The following is a 19790-nucleotide window of genomic DNA, read 5'->3' on the forward strand; positions in this document are numbered from 1 at the left end:
CACGGGCGGTTGCACCCGTCGACCTCGGTGGCCCGGGGGGATGCCGGGGCAACCACCGGTCGCACCCGGAGAAACGGACCGCGCCGGGCACGGGTTACGGGGCGGGCGGAGCGAAAATCACGGAAAGTGATGGGTGTCACGCCCTGATATCGACCCTGAGCTGCGGTTTTGTCGATCGGGTCGGATATCGGTCCCGGCCACGGGACTACGGTTGGAAGCCGTCGGGCAGGAGTCGGGCCAGAGCCCGGACCGCGCGGTACTGCAACGCCTTGATCGCGCCCTCGTTCTTGCCCATCGCGCGCGCCGTCTCGGCCACCGAGAAGCCCTGGAGGAAGCGCAGCACGATGCACTCCTGCTGCTCCGGGTTGAGCTGCTTGACGGCGGTGAGCAGGGCGACGTTGGTGATGTGCTCGACCACCGCAGCCTCCGGGCTGCCCTCCGGACCGCGGTCCTCGCGGTCGGCGTCCAGCACGTCCCCGGTGGTCACCTCCAGCCGGTAGCGGCCCGACTTGAAGTGGTCGGCGACCAGGTTGCGGGCGATGGTGACCAGCCAGGCCCCGAGGTCCCGACCCTGCCAGGTGAAGCTGCCGATCCGCTTGAGCGCCCGCAGGAACGTGTCGGAGGTGAGATCCTCGGCCAGTTGCCGGTTGCCGACCCGGAAGTAGACGAAGCGGAAGACCGTGTCGACGTACCGGTCGTAGATCAGGCCGAACGCCTCGGCCTCACCGGCCTGCGCGCGCTCGACCAGCGCCCACACCTCGGTCGCCGGGTCCGACGGGTCCGGTCGGCTCGGGTAGCCGGTGGTGCTGCCGGTGCCGTTGGGCGTGCCGGTGGCCGGGACCGCGGGCAGCACCGCCGTCTCGCCGGCCGACGGGTCGGTCGCGGCCGGCGCGTCGTCCACCCGCCGGGTCTGCGCCGGCATCATCGGGCGGGCCGGCACCGCGACGCGACCACCGGCCGGCTTCGCGTTTCCACCCGGGACGGCCGGGCGCGCGGGCGGCTCGTTGTGGTGCGGCCGGTTGCGGACGCGTTTGGCGGCGCTGTCACCGCGGACGGCGAGGCCGCCCGTGTCCTCCGTGGTGCCGTGACCGGAGGTGGGGCGCTCGTTCATCGTCGCCCGGGCGGCCGGGCCGGTCAGGCCGAGCGGACGGTCCGCGTAACCGAAGGTCGTCACCGCGCCGCCCCCGTCCCGTGGACGATGGAGCGGGCCGACCGGCACGACGCGAACTCGGCCCGGGCGGGCGCGCCGCGGTCGGGCAGGGCGGTTCCGGGGTGTGCCGACGGGCGGCAGTTCCCCTTGAGGTGCTGGTCCAATGCGCTGACGGGCACGGGGGCCTCCTCGGGCTGAGGGGTGTCGACTCACGGCAAATGGGGTGAGCCGACCCGAGTGATGATAGGGCCAACGTCACCCGCGCGTGGCAAGTCCGTTACACAGGGCCGAAGTATTTCCCGCTGTGTCGCACCCATGGCGGACCGGTTGTCCGTCGCGTGTGGTTGACTTTCGGCGGTTCCGATGGTCCGCAATGGAAGTCCTGGTCAGGGCCATGATGGCGGACCTCCTCCGGGTGTGTCGGTCGGCTTCGCGACAGCGCAGCGTGCGACTCCTTCCCGGCGTGTCGGGCGTCCCATGGACGGGATCCAATCGGCGCGCCGGTGGACACCACAGTGTCCCGTCCACGGGACCCTCGGGTTGGACGCGCGACGAGGAGCGCGCGTGCGCCCGACGGCCATGGCCCCCGCCGCCCGCCTGTGCCAGACTCAGCGACCGTGCAGGACGCAGCGAGCAGCCCCGCGCCGAACCTCGCCGACCGGGCCCACCGGGCGGCTCTCGCCCACGGTGACCGACCCGCGCTGCACTGGCGCGACCGGACGATCACCTGGTCCGAACTGGACGACCGGATCAGCGCGGTGGCCCGCGCCCTGGCGTCCACGGCCCCCACGCCGAGCCCGGCCGGCGTGCCGGCCCGGGTGGCGATCGCCCTGCCCAACACGCCGGACTTCGTGGTCAGTTACCTCGGCGTCCTGCGCGCCGGGCTGGTCGCCGTGCCGGCCAACCCCGGCTTCACGGCCCCGGAGCTGCGGCACGTCCTCGCCGACTCCGGCGCGTCGGTGCTGATCGCGACGCGGCGGGTCGCCGACCTGGTCGCCACGGTCGCCGGGGAGCTGCCCGCGCTCACCGCGGTGCACACCAGCCCACCGGAGGCGCACACCGACCCGGCCGCCGGGGCCGCCCCGTTCCCGGCGCGTGCCGGCGACGACCTGGCGGTACTGCTCTACACGTCGGGCACCGAGGGGCGGCCCAAGGGCGCGATGCTCCCGCACCGCGCGCTGCTGGCCAACCACGACCAGGTGGACCGGATCGACCCGCCGGTGGTCGGGCCGGACGACACCGTGCTGCTGGCGCTGCCGCTGTTCCACGCGTACGGGCTGAACTCCGCGCTCGGCGCGGTGATCCACCACGGCGCGACGGGGCTCCTCGTCGAGGACCCGGGCCCGGACGCCGGGCTCGCCGAGATCGCGCGGCACCGGGCGAGCGTGCTGGTCGGCGTACCGTCGATGGTGCTCGCCTGGTCCACGACGGACGCCGACGCGCTCGCCGCGGCGATGGCCTCGGTGCGGGTGGTGGTCTGCGGCGCGGCGCCCCTGGAGCCGGCCGCCGCCGCCCGCTTCGCCGAGGCCGCCGGCCGCCCGGTGCACGTCGGTTACGGGCTCACCGAGACCGCGCCGGTGCTCACCTCCACCCTGGTCAACGGGGCGGCCAAGGCGGGCTCGATCGGCCGGCCACTGCCCGGCGTCGAGCTGCGGCTGGTCGGCGCCGACGGCACGCAGCTGTGGCGCGACGGCGCGGCGGAGCCGGACGACGACCCGGACGAGCTGGACCTCTCCGACGCGGCCCCGGGCACCGACCCCGGCCAGATCGTGGTCCGCGGCGCCAACCTCTTCCGCGGCTACTGGCCGGACGGCCGGGGTGGCCCGGACGCCGAGGGCTGGTGGGCGACCGGCGACGTGGCTTACGCCGACGAGGACGGCGACCTCTTCCTGGTCGACCGGCTCGGCGAGCTGATCCTGGTCAACGGCTTCAACGTCTACCCGCACGAGGTCGAGCTGGCGCTCGGGACGCACCCGGCGGTGGCCGAGTCGGCGGTACTGGGTGTGCCGCATCCGCGGACCGGCGAGACTGTCCGGGCGTACGTGGTGCGGGCGCCGGGGCGGTCGGTGACCGCCGAGGACCTGCTCGCCCACTGCGCGCGGAACCTCGCCCGGTTCAAGTGCCCGACCGGCGTCGAGTTCGTCGACGCCCTGCCGCACTCGGTGATCGGCAAGGTTCGCAAGACCCAGCTCCGGTCGGCGGCCACCCCGCCCACCCCGCGCACGGAGGTGCCCGATGTCCAGTGACGCCCGGCTCACGCTGATCACCCGGCCGGGGTGCCACCTCTGCGACGAGGCGCGAGAGGCGCTGGGACGGGTGGTCGCGGTCACCGGCGACCGGTGGGTCGAGTGGGACGTCACGGACGACGTGGAGCTGGAGCGCGACTACGGCGACCGGCTCCCGGTGGTGCTGCTCGACGGCAAGGAACACGGCTACTGGCGGGTCGAGGAGGACCGGCTGCTGCGGGACCTGACCACGCCTCAGCTGTGAGCGGTGCGAGATAGGGTGCGGCGATGACCCCTGCGCACCCCCACCTGGTGTGGGACTGGAACGGCACCCTGCTGAACGACCTCAGCCTCGTGGTGGCGTCCACCAACGCCGCCTTCGCCACGGTCGGCGGCCCGACGGTGACCGCGGACGAGCACCGGGTGCGGTTCCGCCGGCCCGTCGCCGACTACTACGCCGAGGTGCTGGGGCAGGCGGTCGACGACGAGCAGTTCGGCCGGCTGGACAAGATCTTCCACGACGCGTACCGCAGCGGGTTGACGACCTGCGAGCTGGCCGCCGACGCGCGCACGGCGATGGAGTCGTGGCCGGGCGGACAGTCGCTGCTGTCCATGTGGTTCCACGAGGAGCTCGTGCCGACCGTGCACACGTACGGGCTCACCCCGCACTTCCTGCGGGTCGACGGGCTGCGCGGCACGGTCGGCGGCGACCGGAAGGCGGAGTCGCTCCGGCGGCACCTCGACGAGCTGGGCCTGGACGGCACCTCGGTGGTGCTGATCGGTGACTCCCTCGACGACGCGGACGCCGCGACGGCGGTCGGCGGTCGGGCCGTGCTCTACACCGGCGGCTTCACCGACCCGGCCCGCCTGCGCGCCTCCGGCCACCCGGTCGCCGACACGCTGACCGAGGCCGTCACCCTGGCCCGCGCCCTCGGGTGACGGGGGCGGGTCAGTTGCGCAGGTAGGTCAGGACGGCCAGGACCCGGCGGTGCTGCTCGGTGTCCGGCGGCAGGTTGAGCTTGGTGAAGATGTTGCGGACGTGCTTCTCCACCGCGCCGTCGCTCACCACGAGCGTGCGGGCGATCGCGGTGTTCGACCGCCCCTCGGCCATCAGGCCGAGCACCTCGCGCTCCCGGGGGGTCAGCTCGCGCAGCGGGTCGTCGCGGCGGCGCCGGGCGAAGAGCTGACCGACCACCTCCGGGTCGAGCACCGTGCCGCCGGTCGCCACCCGGCTCAGCGCGTCCAGGAACTCGTCGATCGCCGCCACCCGGTCCTTGAGCAGGTAGCCGATCCCGCCGCCGCCGGCACCACCGGTGGTGGCCAGCAGGTCGTCGGCGTACGAGACCTCGACGTACTGGGAGAGGACCAGGACCGGGCTCCGCGGCACCAGTCGGCGGGCCTCCACGGCCGCGCGGAGCCCCTCGTCGGTGTGCGAGGGCGGCATCCGCACGTCGACGATCGACACGTCCGGCCGGTGGGCCACGACCGCCTCCACCAGCGCGTCGCCGTCGCCGACCACCGCGACCACCTCGTGCCCACTCTCGGTGAGCAGCCGCACCAGCCCCTCCCGGAGCAGGACGGCGTCATCCGCGATCACGATCCGCATGGCTGTGTTGTCTACCACGTCGGGCTCACAGCGGGAGGTCGGCGCGGACCTCGGTGGGGCCCCCGGTCGGGCTGACCACGCGCAGCTCACCGCCGGCGGCGCGGACCCGGTCGGCGATCCCCACCAGCCCGTGGCCCTTCGCCAGGTGCGCGCCGCCCTGCCCGTCGTCGCCCACGCTGACCGTCAGCCGGCCGTCCGCGCGCTCGACACCCACCTGGCAGGTGGTCGCCCGGCTGTGCTTCGCGACGTTGGTCAGCGCCTCGGCCACCACGAAGTACGCCGTGCTCTCCACCGCCGGGTCGAGCCGGCCGCCCGGGGTGCCGAGAGTGGGATCGACCTGGAGCTCGATCGGGATCAGCCCGCGACCGGCGAGCGCGGCCAAGGCGCTCGGCAGGCCGCGGTCGACCAGGATCGGCGGGGCGATTCCCCGGGAGAGGGAGCGCAGCTCGGCGAGGGTGTCCCGGGTCTGCGCGACGGCCTCGTCCAGCGTCCGGCCGGCGGCCTCCGGGTCGGACGCGAGCTGCTGCCGGGCGCGGCTCAGGTCCATCGCCAACCGGACCAGTCGCTGCTGCGGCCCGTCGTGGATGTCCCGCTCCAGCCGGCGCAGGGCGGCGGCCTCGGCGGAGACGGCGGCGCGCTTCTGCTCCTCCAGCACGGTGATCCGGTCGCGCATCTCGGCGACCCCGGTGAGCATCGCCCGGGCGAAACCGGCCTGCATCAGCGCGCAGCCGCGCGCCACGATCGGCAGGGTGATCAGGAAGAACAGCCCGATCGCGCTGTGCAGGCCGACCCGCGCGGCCGCCGATCCGCCCAGGCCGAGCAGTTCGGCCAGGTCCGTGTCGTCCGGGCCGCCACGGGGCAGCGCCCAGTCGTACGCCCAGTAGAGGGTGCCGGCGACGGCCCCGGCCCACCAGACCAGCGTCACCACGAACGTGGCGATCGCCACGATCAGCCGGAAGATGCCGTGCGCCAGGTCGAGCCACGACTGGGCGTCCCGGATCGGCACGAAGATCCGCCGCCACGCGCTGGCCCCCGGCTCCGGCGCCCGGTAGTGCGGGCGGATCCGCGGCTGCCGCAGCACGGCCGGCAGCCGGAGCCGTTCGATGTCGGCGAAGGCCCGGGCGGCGTGCAGGGTGCCGCTGAGGATGGGCAACCCGATCACCGTCACCACGAGGCCGACGCTGAGCGCGGAGCCCACCAGCAGCACGACGAAGCTGGCCAGCGCGAGCGGGAGCCCGAGCAGCACGTACCCGGAGTCGAGGAGGAGCTGTCGGGGGATGCTCGGCGCCAGCGTCGGCTGGTCGGCGGTGGAGACGGCGGTCATGCCCAAAGGCTAGGAGCGTCGGAGCGTCCGTCCCATCCCGCCGACCACCCGGTGCACCGTAGTGCTGCCCCTACCGCGGCCCGCCCTTCCCCCGCGATCTTGCGCTTGTGGCCCCGTACGGGTCCGGAATGCCGGTTGTGCCGGGGCGGAAATCGCAAGATCGCGGAAGGGTGCGGCGGCGGCGACAGGGGGCGGGACGCGCGGCGCGGGATTGGTCAGAGAAGTCGGGATTGAGCAATAATTGCCGCGCGGCGCCGGCGGAGGCCGCCGGATTGATCTTGCTGGAACGGAGGGCCAGGTGGGGGCGCGTCGCGACCTGACAAGATCGCGATTTGTGCGCGTCTTCACAAGCGCCTACCCTGTTGTTCCGACGCGCCCTGCTAGCACAGCCGGCAATCTCGGTCGCCAGCGGGAGTCCCGAAGCGGCCGACCGGCGGAGTTGGCCGAGGATCGCACCGCACGGAGTCTCATGAGTCAGCACCGTCACCCTGGCGCGCCCGACCGCGCCGGTGCCGTACCGGCGCTACCGGACCTGCCCGAGGCGACCGTCGCGCGGCTCCCGGAGTACCTGCGCGCGCTCCACAACCTCGCCGACACCGGTCACGAGACGGTCTCCAGCGAAGGGCTGGCCAGCGCCGCCGGAGTCAACTCCGCCAAGCTCCGCAAGGACCTCTCGCACCTCGGCTCGTACGGCACCCGTGGCGTCGGCTACGACGTGACGCTGCTGATCGAACAGATCGAATATGTGCTCGGGCTCACCCAGCGTCGGGCCGTCGCCCTGGTCGGCGTGGGTAATCTCGGTCACGCCCTGGCCGGCTACGACGGGTTCGCCAGCCGCGGGTTCCGGATCGCCGCGCTCTTCGACGCCGACCCCGCCCGGGTGGGCGAGGAGATCAGCGGCCTGGTCGTCCAACACGTCGACGACCTGCCGAGAGTCGCCGCCGAGGAGTCCATCGCGATAGGCGTGATCGCCACGCCGGCCGCCGCCGCCCAGCGGGTCGCCGACCAGTTGGTCGCGGTCGGCGTGACCAGCATTCTGAACTTCGCACCCTGCGTACTCTCAGTCCCGGAGGGGGTCGACGTCCGCAAGGTCGACCTCGCCATCGAGTTGCAGATCCTGTCCTTCCACGAGCACCGCAAGGCGTCGCTGACCGCGCTGCCCGCCACCGGCGGGTCCGCCCTCACGGCTCTGCCGGGCGGGCTCGCGGCCACCGACACCCAGGAGGCGATCGGCCCGTGAAACTGCTCGTCGTCGGCGCGTCGTACCGCACGGCGCCGGTCGCCACGCTGGAGCAGCTGGCGGTGCCCCCCGCCGAGTTCACCCGCACCCTGGAGCGGCTGGTCGCGCAGCCCTACGTGAGCGAGGCGGTCGTCGTCTCCACCTGCAACCGGGTGGAGGTCTACGCCGCCGTGTCCGGTTTCCACGGCGGGCTGGGCGACATCTGCCAGGTCCTCGGTGAGCACGCGGACTGCTCGCCCACCGCGCTCGCCAACCACCTCTACGTGCACTACGACTCCGCGGCCGTCAACCACGTCTTCCGGGTCGCCACCGGGCTGGACTCGATGGTGGTCGGCGAGTCGCAGATCCTCGGCCAGCTGCGGGACGCCTACCACTGGGCCACCGACGCCGACTCGGCCGGCCGCCTGCTGCACGAGCTGATGCAGCAGGCGCTGCGGGTGGGCAAGCGGGCGCATGCCGAGACCGGCATCGACCGGGCCGGTCAGAGTGTCGTCAGCGCCGCGCTGGAGTTGGCCGCCGGTCACTTCGACGGTGACCTGGCCGGCCGGCCCGCCCTGGTGGTCGGTGCCGGGGCGATGGGCTCGCTGGGCGTGGCGACGCTCTCGCGCAGCGGCGCCGCCCCGCTCATGGTGACCAACCGGGGGGCCGACCGGGCCGCCCGGCTCGCCGAGTCGTACGGGGCCACGGCCCTTCCGCTGGCCGAGCTGACCACCGCGCTCTCCACAGTGGACATCGTAGTCGCCGCGACCGCGGCCACCGAACCGGTCCTCACCCGGTCCGTGGTGACCCGCGCGCTCGCCGAGCGCGACCCCGCACGGGGACCGCTGGTCCTGCTCGACCTCGCCGTCCCCCGCGACGTGGAGGCCGGTGTCGGCGACCTGCCGGGCGTCGAGGTGATCGACATCGACCGTATGGCGGCCCTGGTCGCCGGGGGCCCGGCCGCCACCGACACCGCCGCCGTCGAGCGGATCGTCACCACCGAGCTGGAGAGCTTCCTCACCTGGCTGCGCGGCGCCGACGTCGCGCCCACCGTGGCCGCCCTGCGTGGCCGCGCCGACGACGTCGTCACCGCCGAACTGCGCCGGCTTGCCCAGCGTCGCCCCGACCTGAGCGACGACCAGCGCGCCGAGGTGGCCCGGACGGTGCACCGGGTGGTGCAGCGGCTGCTCCACCAGCCGACCGTGCGCGTCCGACAGCTCGCCGCCGAGCCGGGCGGCGACCAGTACGCGGCCCTGCTGCGCGAGCTGTTCGACCTCCAGGTCCCGCAGACGTCCCCGGTCGACACCGTCCCCGACGTCGTGGAGACCGAACCCGCACCGTCAACCGGAGGTGAGCGATGACCGCCCCCCTGCGCCTCGGCACCCGGGGCAGCGCCCTCGCGATGGCCCAGTCCGGCCACGTCGCCGAGGCCCTCACCGCGGCCACCGGGCGACCCGTGGAGCTGGTCGAGGTGGTCACCGCCGGCGACCGCTCCACCGCCCCGGTGCACCGGCTCGGCGTCGGCGTCTTCGTGTCGGCCCTGCGGGACGCGCTGGCCGCCCGCACCATCGACCTCGCCGTGCACTCCTACAAGGACCTGCCCACCGCGGGCGCCCCGGGCCTGCACATCGCGGCGGTGCCACCCCGCGAGGACCCGCGCGACGCGCTGGTCGCCCACGACGGCCGGACGCTCGCCGAGCTGCCGCCCGGTGCGACGGTCGGCACCGGAGCGCTGCGCCGCATCGCCCAGCTGCACGCCCTCGGGATGCAGCTGGAGGTCACCCCGATCCGCGGCAACGTGGACACCCGCCTGGGCCGGGTGCTCGGCCCGGCCGCCGACCTCGACGCGGTCGTCCTGGCCCGGGCCGGGCTGGCCCGGCTGGGGCGGGCCGGCGAGATCACCGAGACGCTCGACCCGATGCTCATGCTGCCCGCGCCCGCCCAGGGCGCGCTGGCCGTGGAGTGCCGCGTCGACGACCCGGACCTGGTCGAGCTGCTCGCCGTGCTCGACCACGCACCGTCCCGCGCCGCGGTCACCGCGGAGCGGGCGTTGCTGGCCACCCTGGAGGCCGGGTGCAGCGCACCGGTCGCCGCCTACGCCGAGGTCGCCGAGGGCGACGCCGGTGAAGAGATCTACCTGCGCGGGGCGGTGATCAGCCCGGACGGCACCCGTGACCTCCGGCTGTCCCGCACCGGAACGCCCGCCGACGCGGCGGAGATCGGTAAGGCACTCGCCGCCGAACTCCTCGACCTCGGCGCCGACTCGATCCTCGGCCACGAAGGACCCACCGGTCCGGGGACCCAGCAATTTGGGAGCACAGAATGACCCGCACCCGTAAGCCCGTAGGCCGTATCGCGTTCGTCGGGGCAGGTCCCGGCGACCCGGGCCTGCTGACCCGCCGGGCGCACGACGCCCTGGTCGACGCCGACCAGGTGGTGTACGACCGGGGAGTACCCGAGTCGCTGCTCGCCGTCGTCCGCGCCGAAGCCCGCGAGGACGCCGAGTTCACCCCGGCGGAGGGCGCGCCCGGAGACGTGGCGAAGGTGCTGATCTCGGCGGCCCGCGCCGGGCAGAACGCCGTGCACCTCGTCGCCGGGGACCCGTTCGGCCACGACTCGGTGGTCAAGGAGGTGCAGGCCGTCGCGCGTACCGCGGCGCACTTCGAGGTCGTGCCGGGTGTCGGCCAGGCCGAGGGCGTGGCCACCTACGCCGGTGTGCCGCTGCCGGGCGTACGCACCGCCGCCGACGTCGAGGACGTCAGCGCGCTGGACTTCGAGGCGCTCGCCGCGGCGGTCGGCCGGGGCTCCCTCGCGATCGCGGTCGACGCCGGTGACCTCGCCGCCGTCCGCGACGGGCTGCTCGCCGCGGGCCTCGACGGCACCACCGCGGTCGCGGTGACCGGCGACGGCACCGGTGAGACCCAGTACACGACCACGTCGACCGTGGACAGCTTCGTCGCCGCCGCGCTCGGCTTCACCGGGCGGGTGGTGCTCACCGTCGGTGCCGGCGTCAGCCAGCGCGACAAGCTGAGCTGGTGGGAGAACCGGCCGCTGTACGGCTGGAAGGTGCTGGTGCCCCGCACCAAGGAGCAGGCCGGTGTGATGAGCGCCCGGCTGCGCGCGTACGGGGCCATCCCGTGCGAGGTGCCGACCATCGCGGTCGAGCCGCCGCGCACCCCGGCCCAGATGGAGCGGGCCGTCAAGGGCCTGGTCGACGGCCGGTACGCCTGGGTGATCTTCACCTCGGTCAACGCGGTCCGCGCGGTCTGGGAGAAGTTCGGCGAGCACGGCCTCGACGCCCGGCACTTCGGCGGCGTCAAGATCGCCTGCATCGGCGAGGCGACCGCCGACGCGGTCCGCGCGTTCGGCATCCAGCCGGAGCTGATCCCGGCTGGGGAGCAGTCCTCCGAGGGGCTGCTGGCCGAGTTCTCGCCCCACGACGAGGTGCTCGACCCGGTCGGCCGGGTGCTGCTGCCGCGCGCCGACATCGCCACCGAGACGCTCGCCGCCGGGCTCACCGAGCGCGGCTGGGAGGTCGACGACGTGACCGCGTACCGGACCGTCCGGGCGGCCCCGCCGCCGGCCGAGATTCGCGACGCGATCAAGTCGGGCGGCTTCGACGCGGTGCTCTTCACCTCGTCCTCGACCGTCCGGAACCTGGTCGGCATCGCGGGCAAGCCGCACGCGCGTACCGTTGTCGCTGTCATCGGCCCGAAGACGGCGGAGACCGCGACGGAGTTCGGCCTGCGGGTCGACGTCCAGCCGCAGCACGCCTCGGTGCCCGATCTGGTGGAGGCGCTCGCCGCCTACGCCGTCGAGCTGCGGGAGAAGCTTGCCGCCATGCCGGCCAAGCAGCGCCGCGGTTCGAAGGTGCAGGGGCCGACCGCCCTGCGGTTCCGCTAGTCGTTCAGGAGGCACGCCATGCCGTTCCCCGAGATCCGGCCCCGCCGGCTGCGCCGCACCCCGGCGCTCCGGCGGCTGGTCTCCGAGACCCGCGTCGACCCGGCCGAGCTGGTCGTGCCGATGTTCGTCAAGGAGGGCCTCACCGAGCCCCGGGCGATCAGCTCGCTCCCGGGGGTGCTCCAGCACTCCCGGGACTCGCTGCGCAAGGCCGCCGTCGAGGCGGTCCAGGCCGGGGTCGGCGGCATCATGCTCTTCGGCGTGCCCGCCGAGCGTGACCCGGCCGGCTCCGGCGGGCTCGACCCGAACGGCATCCTGAACGTCGCCATCCGCGACGTCGTCTCCGAGGTGGGCGACGCCACCGTCGTGATGAGTGACCTCTGCCTGGACGAGTTCACCTCGCACGGGCACTGCGGCCTGCTCACCCCCACGGGCGAGGTCGACAACGACGCGACGCTTCAGGCGTACGCCGAGATGGCGGTGGCCCAGGCCGACGCCGGGGTCGGCATGGTCGGGCCGTCCGGGATGATGGACGGCCAGGTCGGCGTGGTGCGCCGAGCGCTCGACGCCGCCGGGCACCAGGACGTGGCCGTGCTGGCGTACGCCGTCAAGTACGCCTCGGCGTTCTTCGGGCCCTTCCGGGAGGCCGTGGAGTCGGCGCTGGAAGGTGACCGGCGGACCTATCAGCAGGACCCGGCCAACCTGCGGGAGTCGCTCCGCGAGGTCGCGCTCGACGTGGCCGAGGGCGCCGACCTGGTGATGGTGAAGCCGGCGCTGCCGTACCTCGACGTGGTCTCCGCGGTCCGCGCCGCGGTCGACGTCCCGGTCGCCGCCTACCAGGTCTCCGGCGAGTACGCGATGGTCGAGGCGGCCGCCGCGAACGGCTGGATCAACCGGGAGCAGACCATGCTGGAGACGCTCACCTCGATCCGCCGGGCCGGTGCCCAGGTCATCCTCACCTACTGGGCCGTCGAGGCCGCGCAGCTGCTCCGCGAGCGCTACTGACGGCGCGCCCCCGGCGTCGCCCCGGTCCGGCGCGCCCCGGTCCGGCCGGCCGCACACCTACCGTGCGGAACCTTTGCTCTGCTTCAGCCGAGGCAACGGTCAGCACCAAGATCTGTTGCATGGGCTGAAGCAGAGCAAAGGACTCGCACAGGTCCTCGCATCAAGGGCGGCTCGGCCCAGCGGTGCCCTGCCTGATGAGAGCGGGCCGTCGAACCGGCGAGTTGTCCACAGGTTCGTCCACAGGGATTGCCGGGATCACGCTCGCCCGGCGATGGTCAGCTCATGGCCTCCGCCCTCGACCCTCCGCCGACCGGGCCCACCGTCGGTCCGTTTCCCATCGCCGGCCTGGTGCGCCGGGCCCGACGGATCACCGGGCTCGGCCAGCGTCAGATGGCCCGGTTCGCCAAGGTGGCACCGTCGACTGTCGGCAGGGTCGAGGCCGGCACGATGACGCCGAGCCTGGAGGTCCTGGAACGGCTGCTGGGAGCCGCCGGGCTGTACCTGGCGGTGGTCGACCAGGACGGCCGCGTCGTCCAGCCGATGGGCGACTGGGAAGACATCCGCGACGGGGCGGGCCGGCGCTACCCGTCCCACCTGAACACGATCCTCGACCCTGAGCCGGGGGAGTGGTGGGCGGACATCTACGGGCTGGCCCGCCCGCCGGAGACCTTCCTCCGCAGTCAGCACGACCGTGAGGTCCGGCGGCGCCGCAGCCAGTGGGAGGTGCCGGTGGCGAAGTACCGCAACGTTCCACCGCCGCCCGATCCGCGCGCCTACGACTGACGGCCCCGCCACCCGTGTGCGGGTGGCGGGGCCGTCGGCGTCCGTCGTGACGGGTCAGTCGTCGTCGCGGATGGTCCCCGTCGCCAGCGGGTCGCGCAGCTCCAGGCCGGGCACACCGGCCACCAGCAGGGTCACCTTCTCGTCGGTCTCCCGTTTGCGGTCACCGTTGACCGTCACCGGGAACGTGAGGGACGTCCGCCCCGCGGGCAGCACCTTGCAACCCACGTACGGGTCGTAGTCCGACCCGGCCTGCGCCGTCGTGCCGTACGTGGCGGCGCAGAGCAGGACCGGCTGGGAGAGCGGCCGGGACACGGTGGCCGTGAACGTCAGCTCCCGGGTGCCCTTGTCACCCTCGACCACCGCCGTGTCGGCGACGGTCAGCGCGGCGCGGGACCGGAACCGCGCGACCTGCGGGTCGTGGTCGCTGGAGCCGCGCGAGCCGTCGGCGGTGTGCTCCGCCGGCCAGTCGGCGTTGATGTGCGCCGCCCGCACCTGCACGAGGTCCCGGTGCAGGGCCTCGTTGACGAACAGGTGGTCGAGCGTCTGCGCGTGCCCCTCGAAGCTGTACGAGTAGGCCGACGACGGCACCTCGGCGACCAGGTCGTCCCACAGGTTGCGCAGGCCCGCCGCGTACAGGGGGGCCAGCTGGTCGGACGGGGTCGGCCGGGCGGCCGTGGCGATCGGGTCGTCCGGGCGGGGGAAGACGTTCAGGTCCCCGCCGTACACGACGCGGGCGTTCGCGTCGGACGCCTCGATCGCGGTGACGATCGCCGCGCCGTACGCGGCCTGCTCACGCCGCTGACCCACCCGGCTGTCCGGCCCGGACGAGTAGTGGTTGCTGACCGCCCACAGGGTGAACCGCTCGGACGCGCCCGGCGCGGCCGCCACGGTGAACTTCCCGACCTGCGGCGCCCGGGTGAAGACGTTGTCGCCGTCCCGGCCCGTCGAGGTGTCCACGTCGGCCGGGAGCAGGGCGTTGAGCGCCTTCGGGTTCTGCACGTCGGCGTTCGCCGGCAGCCCCGCCGCCCGGTACTGAACGGTCGGCGTCGCGCCGAGCACCGGGTCGCCGGCGGCCGCCGGGGCCAGGCTCAACCGGTCCGTGCGGTAGAGGAACGCCGCGGTGATGCCGCGGGCGTCCGCGCCGGTGCGGTCGTACGCGGCGGCGTACGCCGGACCGCCCGCCGCCCGCACCGCGAGCGCCAGCTCCTGGATCGTGTCCGGCGCGCCGTCGGCGTTGTCGGTGCCGCCGCAGGCCAGGGCGGCTCCGCTGACCGTGCAGATGTCCTGGTCCTCCGCCTCCTGCACGAGGATCAGGTCCGGTGCGTGCAGGTCCCGGACGATCTGGTCGGCCAGGGAGGTCAGGTGCTCCTGATAGTCGGCCTCACTGGCCGGCACGTAGTCGAACGGCGGGCTCACGCCTGGGCAGCCCGCGTTGCCGGTGAAGTCGCAGCCGTCGAACGGGTCGTCGCGGAAGTCGTACAGGTTCTCCACGTTGTACGTGGCGACGGCGACCTCCTCGGACCGGTCGGCCGGCTTCGGCGGGTTGTTCTTCGACGGGTCGGTCCCGGCCGCGAACTCGGCCCCCTCGACCTGCACGCCGTACTTCTCGAACGAGTAGTAGAGGCCGCCGACCGCGTCCTGCCGGAGGGTGTCGAAGGTGTGCGCCGGCGCGATCAGCGTGGTGCTGTCGCCGCTGGTCCCCTTCACGCCCATGCTGCCGAGCAGGATGCGCTGGCCGTTGCCATCGTCGAACAGCCGCGTCGGGTCGTTGTCCAGCGGGTGCGCGTCGCGGAACACCCGGCGGGCGTACGGGTCGGCGCGGTCCAGCAGCGGGTCGTCCCGGTCGACCACCCACAGCTCGGCGTCGGCGGTGGAGGCGAACACGTCCCGCCCGCTCACCGCGCCGCTGCCGGCCCGGACGCGTAGCCGCGCGCCCTCGTGCCGCTCCCAGAAGCGCTCCGCCGCCGCCAGGTCGGCCGGCGGAACCGCGTCGGTCACCTCGACCTCGGTGTCCACGTCGAGGCCCTCGGCCAGCTTGCGGACCATTGAGGCGCTGGAGAGCTGCGTCATGAAGTAGTACTCCGACACCCGGGCGCGGAGCACCACCTCGTCGCCGACCGTCGGCACGTAGCCGCCGATCAGCGAGGTGAACGAACCCATGAACACGAAGATGCCGTCCGAGCTGGCCGGGTCGCCGTCGGTGGCGTCGCGACGGCTCTGCAGGAAGAAGCCCCGCTGGTCCCGGCCCGACGAGTCACGGGCCAGGGTGAGCTGGGTGATCACGCCGCGGACGTCGTACAGCAGGCTGCTCGTGCCGTTGCCGCTGGCCGGCGCGAGTGGCGAACGGTCGGCGGGGCCGGACTCGGTGTCGGTCGTCGGGCCCTGCACCTCACCGACGGTCAGCTCCCGGGTGACCTGCACGGCGAGGCTGCACGCGGCGGTGCCGCCGCCCGCGTCGGTGGCGGTCACCGTGACCGTGTACGCCCCGGCGGCCAGGTCGGCGCTCGCGCCGATCGTGGCCCGGGCGGTGCCGCCCACCCCGTCGGCCGGGGTGAGAGCGGTGCGGCTGATCGAACCGGTGGCCGGGGTCGGGCTGACGGCGGTGACCGCCAGGTCGACGATCGTGTCGTCCGGGTCGGTGGCGGTGACCTCCCGGGTCGCCGCCGTGCCGGCCGGGGTGACCAGGGCGGCGCCGCAGTCGAGGGTGGCCGGCGCGTCGACGGGGCCGCCGCCGTCGACGCTGTGCGCGCCCAGGCCGTCGAACGTGTCGGTGGCGAAGCCGGCCCACTGCGCGGCCGGATCGAACGCGTCCGACGGGTCGGTGTCACCGGAGGTGACCGTGCCGAGCCGGCGGAGGGTGTTGTCCGCCGTGCCGGTCAGGCCGCTGCCCCACTCGGTGCCCGGGTCGACGCCGACCTGGCCGATCGAGTCCAGCACCGTGGCGCCGCGGCGCAGCACGACCGCGTCGTCGCCGTTGAACAGGCCGGCGCCCGAGGTCTGGTCGGCCTGGGCGAGGATCGTCGGCGAGGCCGAGGCGGCGGCGAACACGAACACGTCGCCCGCGCTGACCGTCCCGGTCAGCGGGAAGGCGGTCGCCGCGGTGGAGCCGTTGAAGTAGATCGCTAGCTGGTAGCCGCCGGCGGCCAGATCGATCGCCGACCCGGTGCCGTTGAACAACTCGATCGCCTTGTTGTTCGACGAGCCTTCGACGTACTCGGAGATGAACAGGTCGGTGGGCGCGGCCACGGCTGCGTTGGGCATGCCGACGATGGCCGTGGCGGTGACGGCGGCGGTCGCGAGCGCGGCGAGGGTGCGGCGCGGGCGCATGGGGCCTCCACGATGGGTGGACGGTGAACTAACGCACGTTAAGGGCACACAGTGGCCAGCGTCCATCCCCCACGGGACCGTTTCGTGAACTGCCGGTCAGCGCGACGCGTCGAGTCGGTGCACCAGGTCGGCCACGTCCACGCTGTATTCACACCAATCCCGGTCCGGGCGGTAACCCAACTCGGCGTTGACCTTCAGCATCGCCTCGTTGGCCTGCGCGTTCCAGGTCTGCACCTCGGTCAGGTCGGGCTCCGCCGACCGCAACTCCAGCAGCATCCGCGCCTTGATCGCCCGGTCGATGCCGTAGCCCCGATGGTCCTGCACGACGATCGTGTCGTACTGGTCGGCCCGGGTCGGGTGCTGTGCCGGCACCACCACCTCGGTCAGGCCCGCGACCTCGCCGGTCTGCTCGTGCAGGGCGAGCACGATGTACGGCTTCATGCCCCGTCGGTGCAGGCAGTCCAGGCTGTCCCGCAGCCGCTCCGGGTCGTAGGAACTCGGCCGCAGCTCGCCGTCGTCGACGTCGCGCACCTCGGCCTTCGCCCGCGCGTACGCCTCGATCAGCTCGTCCGGCGGACCACCCGGGTGGAACTCCACGTGGTAGCCCGCGCCGATGCCCGTCGCCATCTCGGCCAGCTCGGCCCAGTCCACCCCGGACAGGTCGAGCACGCTGCGGGTCTCCACGTACTCCCGGGTGAACCCGAGCGACTCGTAGAACGCCACGGAGGGGGTGTCGCCGACGACCTCGACGCCGATCGCCGAGAAGCCCTCCTGGTAGACCCGGCGCGCCGCCGTCCGGACCAGGTCACGCCCGAGGCCGGTGCGTCGGGCGGACGGGTGGACCAGCACCTCCAGCACACCGATGTCGCCGAGCAGCAGCACCTGCACCTGGCCGAGGATCGCCCCGGGCGCCCCGTTCGTGCCCGGCTCCTCCTGCGCGACCCACGAGATCCGCCGTTCGCCCGGCATCACCTCGGTGAGGTATTCCCGCAGCGAACTCTCCCGCCACGGCGGGTCCTGCGGCAGATCCGTCGCGAGGACCGCGTTGAGCGTGTCCAGCAGCGACGCGATCTCGGCGGACGAGGCGGTCCTGGGGTCCCACTCGCGCACCATCACCCGTCTAGCTTGCCGTCTACCGCAGCCTGGGGGAAGTGTCCAGTTCTCCAAATGTAGGCGGACGATCACTTCACGTGCGGCTCGCCTGCCCGTAGCGGTTGGCGGCGTCGAAGACGTCCTGGGCGTAACGGCGCACGTCGTTGTACGACAGGATCGCGTTCCACCAGTCCTCGGCGATGCTCAGGTTGCGTCCGTTGCGGCAGAGGTAGTTGCCGGCGGCGAGAGCCGCGTCGTCCAGATCGTGCGGGTCCTTGCGACCGTCGTTGTCGGCGTCCACCCCGACCTGCGCCCAGGTCGTCGGGATGAACTGCATCGGCCCGATCGCCCGGTCGTAGGTGGTGTCCTTGTCGAGGGCTCCGCGGTCCGTGTCGATGATCCGCATCCGGCCGTCCCGCCCGTCCAGCGGCAGTCCGATGATCTCCGGGGTGGCCCGGCCGTCCTGGCCCAGCTGCGCACCGCCGTGCCGGCCGTGGTTCGACTCGACCGACCCGATCGCGGCGAGCGTGGTCCAGCTCAGGGCGCAGCTGCGGTTGGTCTGGGCGAGCACGAGCTCGGCGTAGCCGTACGCCTGCATGGCGACCGGCGCGATGCCGACCTTCGCGCCGACCTGCTGCGCCCAGCCGGCCAGCGCGTCCGCCGGACGACCACCGACCGCCCCGACCACCGGCCCGCCCGGCGGCACGCTGCCGCTCGGGTAGGGGTAGGTGGGCAGCCCGCCACCGGGCAGCCCGGACGGGTTGCCAGACGGCCCGGTCGGCACCTCGCTCGGCCGGATCTCCGGCGGAAGACCGGCCGTGGCGCCCTCGTCGGCCGCGACGGTGCGCGGTGCCCGGACCGCCGCCGGGACCACCACCGCGCCGGCCGCCGCCATCGCGAAGACCAGGATCAGCAGGAAGGCGCCGGGCAGGGTGAGCCGGCCGCTGGGCCGCCGGGACCACGCCCGGGTGGCCCGGGCCGCGGTGGCCGCCGCCTGTCGAGGGCGCAGGCGTGGGGCGTGCGCGAACGGCACCCGGCGCCGCCGGCCGGAGACCGCCGCGGCGGCTCCGTCCACGGTGGCCGCCCCGGCCGCCGCGCCGCCCGTGCTCGCCGAGGTCGCGGCCCCGGCGTCCGTCGGCGTCGCATCGGTCGTGCTCGCCGGGGATTTGTCGCTCGTGCTCGCCGGCGTCGCGCCGCTCGCGCCCGCCGGCGTCGCGCCGCTCGTGCTCGCCGGCGTCGCGCCGCTCGTGCCCGTCGGGGTCGTGCCGGTCGTGCCGGTCGCGCCGGCGCGGCCGGAGCCGGCCGCCGTCGCGTCGCCCGTCGTCGTCGTGTCGGCCGTCGCACCTCCGGCCGCTGTCGTGCCGGCGTCGGCGGTCCGCGTCGCCGTGTCGCCGGTCGTCGCGGAGGCGCCGGTGGTCGCGTCGGCCGGCACGTCGGTCGCCCGCGCAGCATCGGTCACGCCGGCCGCGCCCGTGTCGGTCGTGCTCGTCGGCCGGGCTTCGGTGGCCGCGCCCGACGGCTCGGCCGCGTCCGTCCGGTCCGCCGTCGCCGCGCGGTCCGCCTCGCCCGTCAGGCCACTCGCCGAGGCGGCCGGGCCTGCCGAGTTGGGCGTCTCCGGCGTCTCGGAGCGCAGCCAGGGACGGCGGGGTCGGGGAACCGGCCGTGGCGCCGGATCCGGTGCCGCCCCGGATTCGGCGAGCGCCCCGTCGAGCGGCGCGGCCGGTCGCAGGGGTCGATGGGTCGATCTGTCCTCGCCGTCCACCACCCGTCGAGTATCACCCATGCCCCGCCGGACGTCAGGCCCGGACGTACCCTGGTGCCATGCCCCGGTACGAGTTCCGCTGCCGCGCCTGCGGCGACACCTTCGAGGTCAACCGCCCGATGGCGCAGGCCACCGAGCCTGCCGCGTGTCCCCAGGGGCACGCCGACACGGTGAAGTTGCTCTCCACGGTGGCGGTCACCGGGCGGGGCGCGTCCGGTGTCGGTGGCGGCTCCCCGGCACCCGCCGGGGGCGGCTGCTGCGGCGGCGCCTGCGGCTGCTGACGCTCCACCGGCCACCCCGCAACCCACCGAGCGGCGGGCCGGGCCTTGCCCGGGGCGGGGGCGAGTGGCACTTTGGGTCCGAGCCCGCCCGGCCGTTCTCACGATGTGTGACCGCT

General features: G+C 74.1%; 15 protein-coding genes and 1 pseudogene. 10 read left to right on the forward strand and 6 right to left on the reverse strand.

Going from position 1 to position 19790, the window contains the following annotated elements:
- Nucleotides 1–205: 205 nt before the first annotated feature.
- A complete protein-coding gene (locus tag GA0070620_RS24775; protein WP_091594711.1) occupies nucleotides 206–1174 on the reverse strand; it encodes an ECF subfamily RNA polymerase sigma factor, BldN family in 969 nt (322 codons plus the stop codon).
- 593 nt (nucleotides 1175–1767) lie between these two features.
- On the opposite strand from GA0070620_RS24775, the gene GA0070620_RS24780 reads away from it, so the two are divergent.
- The 3 genes from GA0070620_RS24780 to GA0070620_RS24790 are packed head-to-tail and all read left to right on the forward strand — an operon-like array spanning nucleotide 1768 to nucleotide 4314.
- Nucleotides 1768–3396, forward strand: a complete 1629-nt coding sequence (locus GA0070620_RS24780; protein ID WP_091594713.1) for an AMP-binding protein — start codon at nucleotides 1768–1770, stop codon at nucleotides 3394–3396.
- Complete coding sequence (locus tag GA0070620_RS24785) at nucleotides 3386–3640, forward strand: glutaredoxin family protein (RefSeq protein ID WP_091594715.1); 255 nt, start codon at nucleotides 3386–3388, stop codon at nucleotides 3638–3640. Before GA0070620_RS24780 ends, GA0070620_RS24785 begins: the two co-directional genes overlap by 11 nt.
- A 23-nt stretch (nucleotides 3641–3663) precedes the next feature.
- Nucleotides 3664–4314, forward strand: coding sequence for an HAD family hydrolase (locus tag GA0070620_RS24790; protein ID WP_091594717.1), 651 nt, complete (start codon nucleotides 3664–3666; stop codon nucleotides 4312–4314).
- 10 nt (nucleotides 4315–4324) lie between these two features.
- On the opposite strand, the gene GA0070620_RS24795 is transcribed toward GA0070620_RS24790, so the two are convergent.
- Together GA0070620_RS24795 and GA0070620_RS24800 are read right to left on the reverse strand one after the other, a co-directional pair.
- Nucleotides 4325–4981 carry a response regulator transcription factor gene (locus tag GA0070620_RS24795; RefSeq protein WP_091594719.1) on the reverse strand — a complete coding sequence of 219 codons (657 nt, stop codon included), beginning with the start codon at nucleotides 4979–4981 and terminating at the stop codon, nucleotides 4325–4327.
- Nucleotides 4982–5006: 25 nt separating this feature from the next.
- Nucleotides 5007–6305, reverse strand: coding sequence for a sensor histidine kinase (locus tag GA0070620_RS24800; protein ID WP_091594721.1), 1299 nt, complete (start codon nucleotides 6303–6305; stop codon nucleotides 5007–5009).
- 469 nt (nucleotides 6306–6774) lie between these two features.
- Between GA0070620_RS24800 and GA0070620_RS24805 the strand changes: the two genes are divergently transcribed.
- The 6 genes from GA0070620_RS24805 to GA0070620_RS24830 all read left to right on the forward strand — a co-directional run bounded on the left by GA0070620_RS24805 (nucleotide 6775) and on the right by GA0070620_RS24830 (nucleotide 13212).
- The gene (locus GA0070620_RS24805) at nucleotides 6775–7545 is read left to right on the forward strand and encodes a redox-sensing transcriptional repressor Rex (protein WP_091594723.1); all 771 of its coding nucleotides are present in this window, start codon (nucleotides 6775–6777) and stop codon (nucleotides 7543–7545) included.
- A complete protein-coding gene (locus GA0070620_RS24810; RefSeq protein ID WP_091594725.1) occupies nucleotides 7542–8885 on the forward strand; it encodes a glutamyl-tRNA reductase in 1344 nt (447 codons plus the stop codon). The genes GA0070620_RS24805 and GA0070620_RS24810 overlap by 4 nt, the downstream gene beginning before the upstream one ends.
- A complete protein-coding gene (hemC, locus tag GA0070620_RS24815; RefSeq protein WP_091594727.1) occupies nucleotides 8882–9850 on the forward strand; it encodes a hydroxymethylbilane synthase in 969 nt (322 codons plus the stop codon). The genes GA0070620_RS24810 and hemC overlap by 4 nt, the downstream gene beginning before the upstream one ends.
- Complete coding sequence (locus GA0070620_RS24820; RefSeq protein ID WP_091594729.1) at nucleotides 9847–11427, forward strand: bifunctional uroporphyrinogen-III C-methyltransferase/uroporphyrinogen-III synthase; 1581 nt, start codon at nucleotides 9847–9849, stop codon at nucleotides 11425–11427. Before hemC ends, GA0070620_RS24820 begins: the two co-directional genes overlap by 4 nt.
- 18 nt (nucleotides 11428–11445) lie before the next feature.
- Nucleotides 11446–12429, forward strand: coding sequence for a porphobilinogen synthase (gene hemB / locus GA0070620_RS24825; RefSeq protein ID WP_091594731.1), 984 nt, complete (start codon nucleotides 11446–11448; stop codon nucleotides 12427–12429).
- A gap of 282 nt (nucleotides 12430–12711) precedes the next feature.
- Nucleotides 12712–13212: a helix-turn-helix domain-containing protein gene (locus GA0070620_RS24830; RefSeq protein WP_091594733.1), complete on the forward strand. Its 501-nt coding sequence runs from the start codon at nucleotides 12712–12714 to the stop codon at nucleotides 13210–13212.
- Nucleotides 13213–13266: 54 nt separating this feature from the next.
- Here the strand turns inward: GA0070620_RS24830 and GA0070620_RS24835 are convergent, their stop codons facing one another.
- From GA0070620_RS24835 to GA0070620_RS24845, 3 genes and pseudogenes are all read right to left on the reverse strand, one after another.
- Nucleotides 13267–16539: a lamin tail domain-containing protein gene (locus GA0070620_RS24835; RefSeq protein ID WP_091594735.1), complete on the reverse strand. Its 3273-nt coding sequence runs from the start codon at nucleotides 16537–16539 to the stop codon at nucleotides 13267–13269.
- A gap of 96 nt (nucleotides 16540–16635) precedes the next feature.
- Entirely contained in the window at nucleotides 16636–17652 is a 1017-nt protein-coding gene (locus tag GA0070620_RS24840) for a GNAT family N-acetyltransferase (RefSeq protein ID WP_091594737.1), read from the reverse strand.
- Nucleotides 17653–17725: 73 nt separating this feature from the next.
- Nucleotides 17726–19083 (reverse strand): annotated as a pseudogene (locus GA0070620_RS24845) (lytic transglycosylase domain-containing protein).
- 369 nt (nucleotides 19084–19452) lie between these two features.
- Here GA0070620_RS24845 and GA0070620_RS24850 point away from each other — a divergent pair.
- A complete protein-coding gene (locus GA0070620_RS24850) occupies nucleotides 19453–19674 on the forward strand; it encodes an FmdB family zinc ribbon protein (RefSeq protein ID WP_091594740.1) in 222 nt (73 codons plus the stop codon).
- The last annotated feature ends 116 nt before the right edge of the window (nucleotides 19675–19790 follow it).

Source organism: Micromonospora krabiensis (assembly GCF_900091425.1).
In the GTDB taxonomy this organism is placed as follows: Bacteria; Actinomycetota; Actinomycetes; order Mycobacteriales; family Micromonosporaceae; genus Micromonospora; species Micromonospora krabiensis.

Coding starts and splice junctions, on each gene's coding strand:
- GA0070620_RS24785 (WP_091594715.1), top strand. CDS start 3,386: ATGTCCAGTGACGCCCGGCTCACGCTGATCACCCGGCCGGGGTGCCAC.
- GA0070620_RS24790 (WP_091594717.1), top strand. CDS start 3,664: ATGACCCCTGCGCACCCCCACCTGGTGTGGGACTGGAACGGCACCCTG.
- GA0070620_RS24795 (WP_091594719.1), bottom strand. CDS start 4,981: ATGCGGATCGTGATCGCGGATGACGCCGTCCTGCTCCGGGAGGGGCTG.
- GA0070620_RS24800 (WP_091594721.1), bottom strand. CDS start 6,305: ATGACCGCCGTCTCCACCGCCGACCAGCCGACGCTGGCGCCGAGCATC.
- GA0070620_RS24805 (WP_091594723.1), top strand. CDS start 6,775: ATGAGTCAGCACCGTCACCCTGGCGCGCCCGACCGCGCCGGTGCCGTA.
- hemC (WP_091594727.1), top strand. CDS start 8,882: ATGACCGCCCCCCTGCGCCTCGGCACCCGGGGCAGCGCCCTCGCGATG.
- GA0070620_RS24820 (WP_091594729.1), top strand. CDS start 9,847: ATGACCCGCACCCGTAAGCCCGTAGGCCGTATCGCGTTCGTCGGGGCA.
- hemB (WP_091594731.1), top strand. CDS start 11,446: ATGCCGTTCCCCGAGATCCGGCCCCGCCGGCTGCGCCGCACCCCGGCG.
- GA0070620_RS24830 (WP_091594733.1), top strand. CDS start 12,712: ATGGCCTCCGCCCTCGACCCTCCGCCGACCGGGCCCACCGTCGGTCCG.
- GA0070620_RS24835 (WP_091594735.1), bottom strand. CDS start 16,539: ATGCGCCCGCGCCGCACCCTCGCCGCGCTCGCGACCGCCGCCGTCACC.
- GA0070620_RS24840 (WP_091594737.1), bottom strand. CDS start 17,652: ATGGTGCGCGAGTGGGACCCCAGGACCGCCTCGTCCGCCGAGATCGCG.
- GA0070620_RS24850 (WP_091594740.1), top strand. CDS start 19,453: ATGCCCCGGTACGAGTTCCGCTGCCGCGCCTGCGGCGACACCTTCGAG.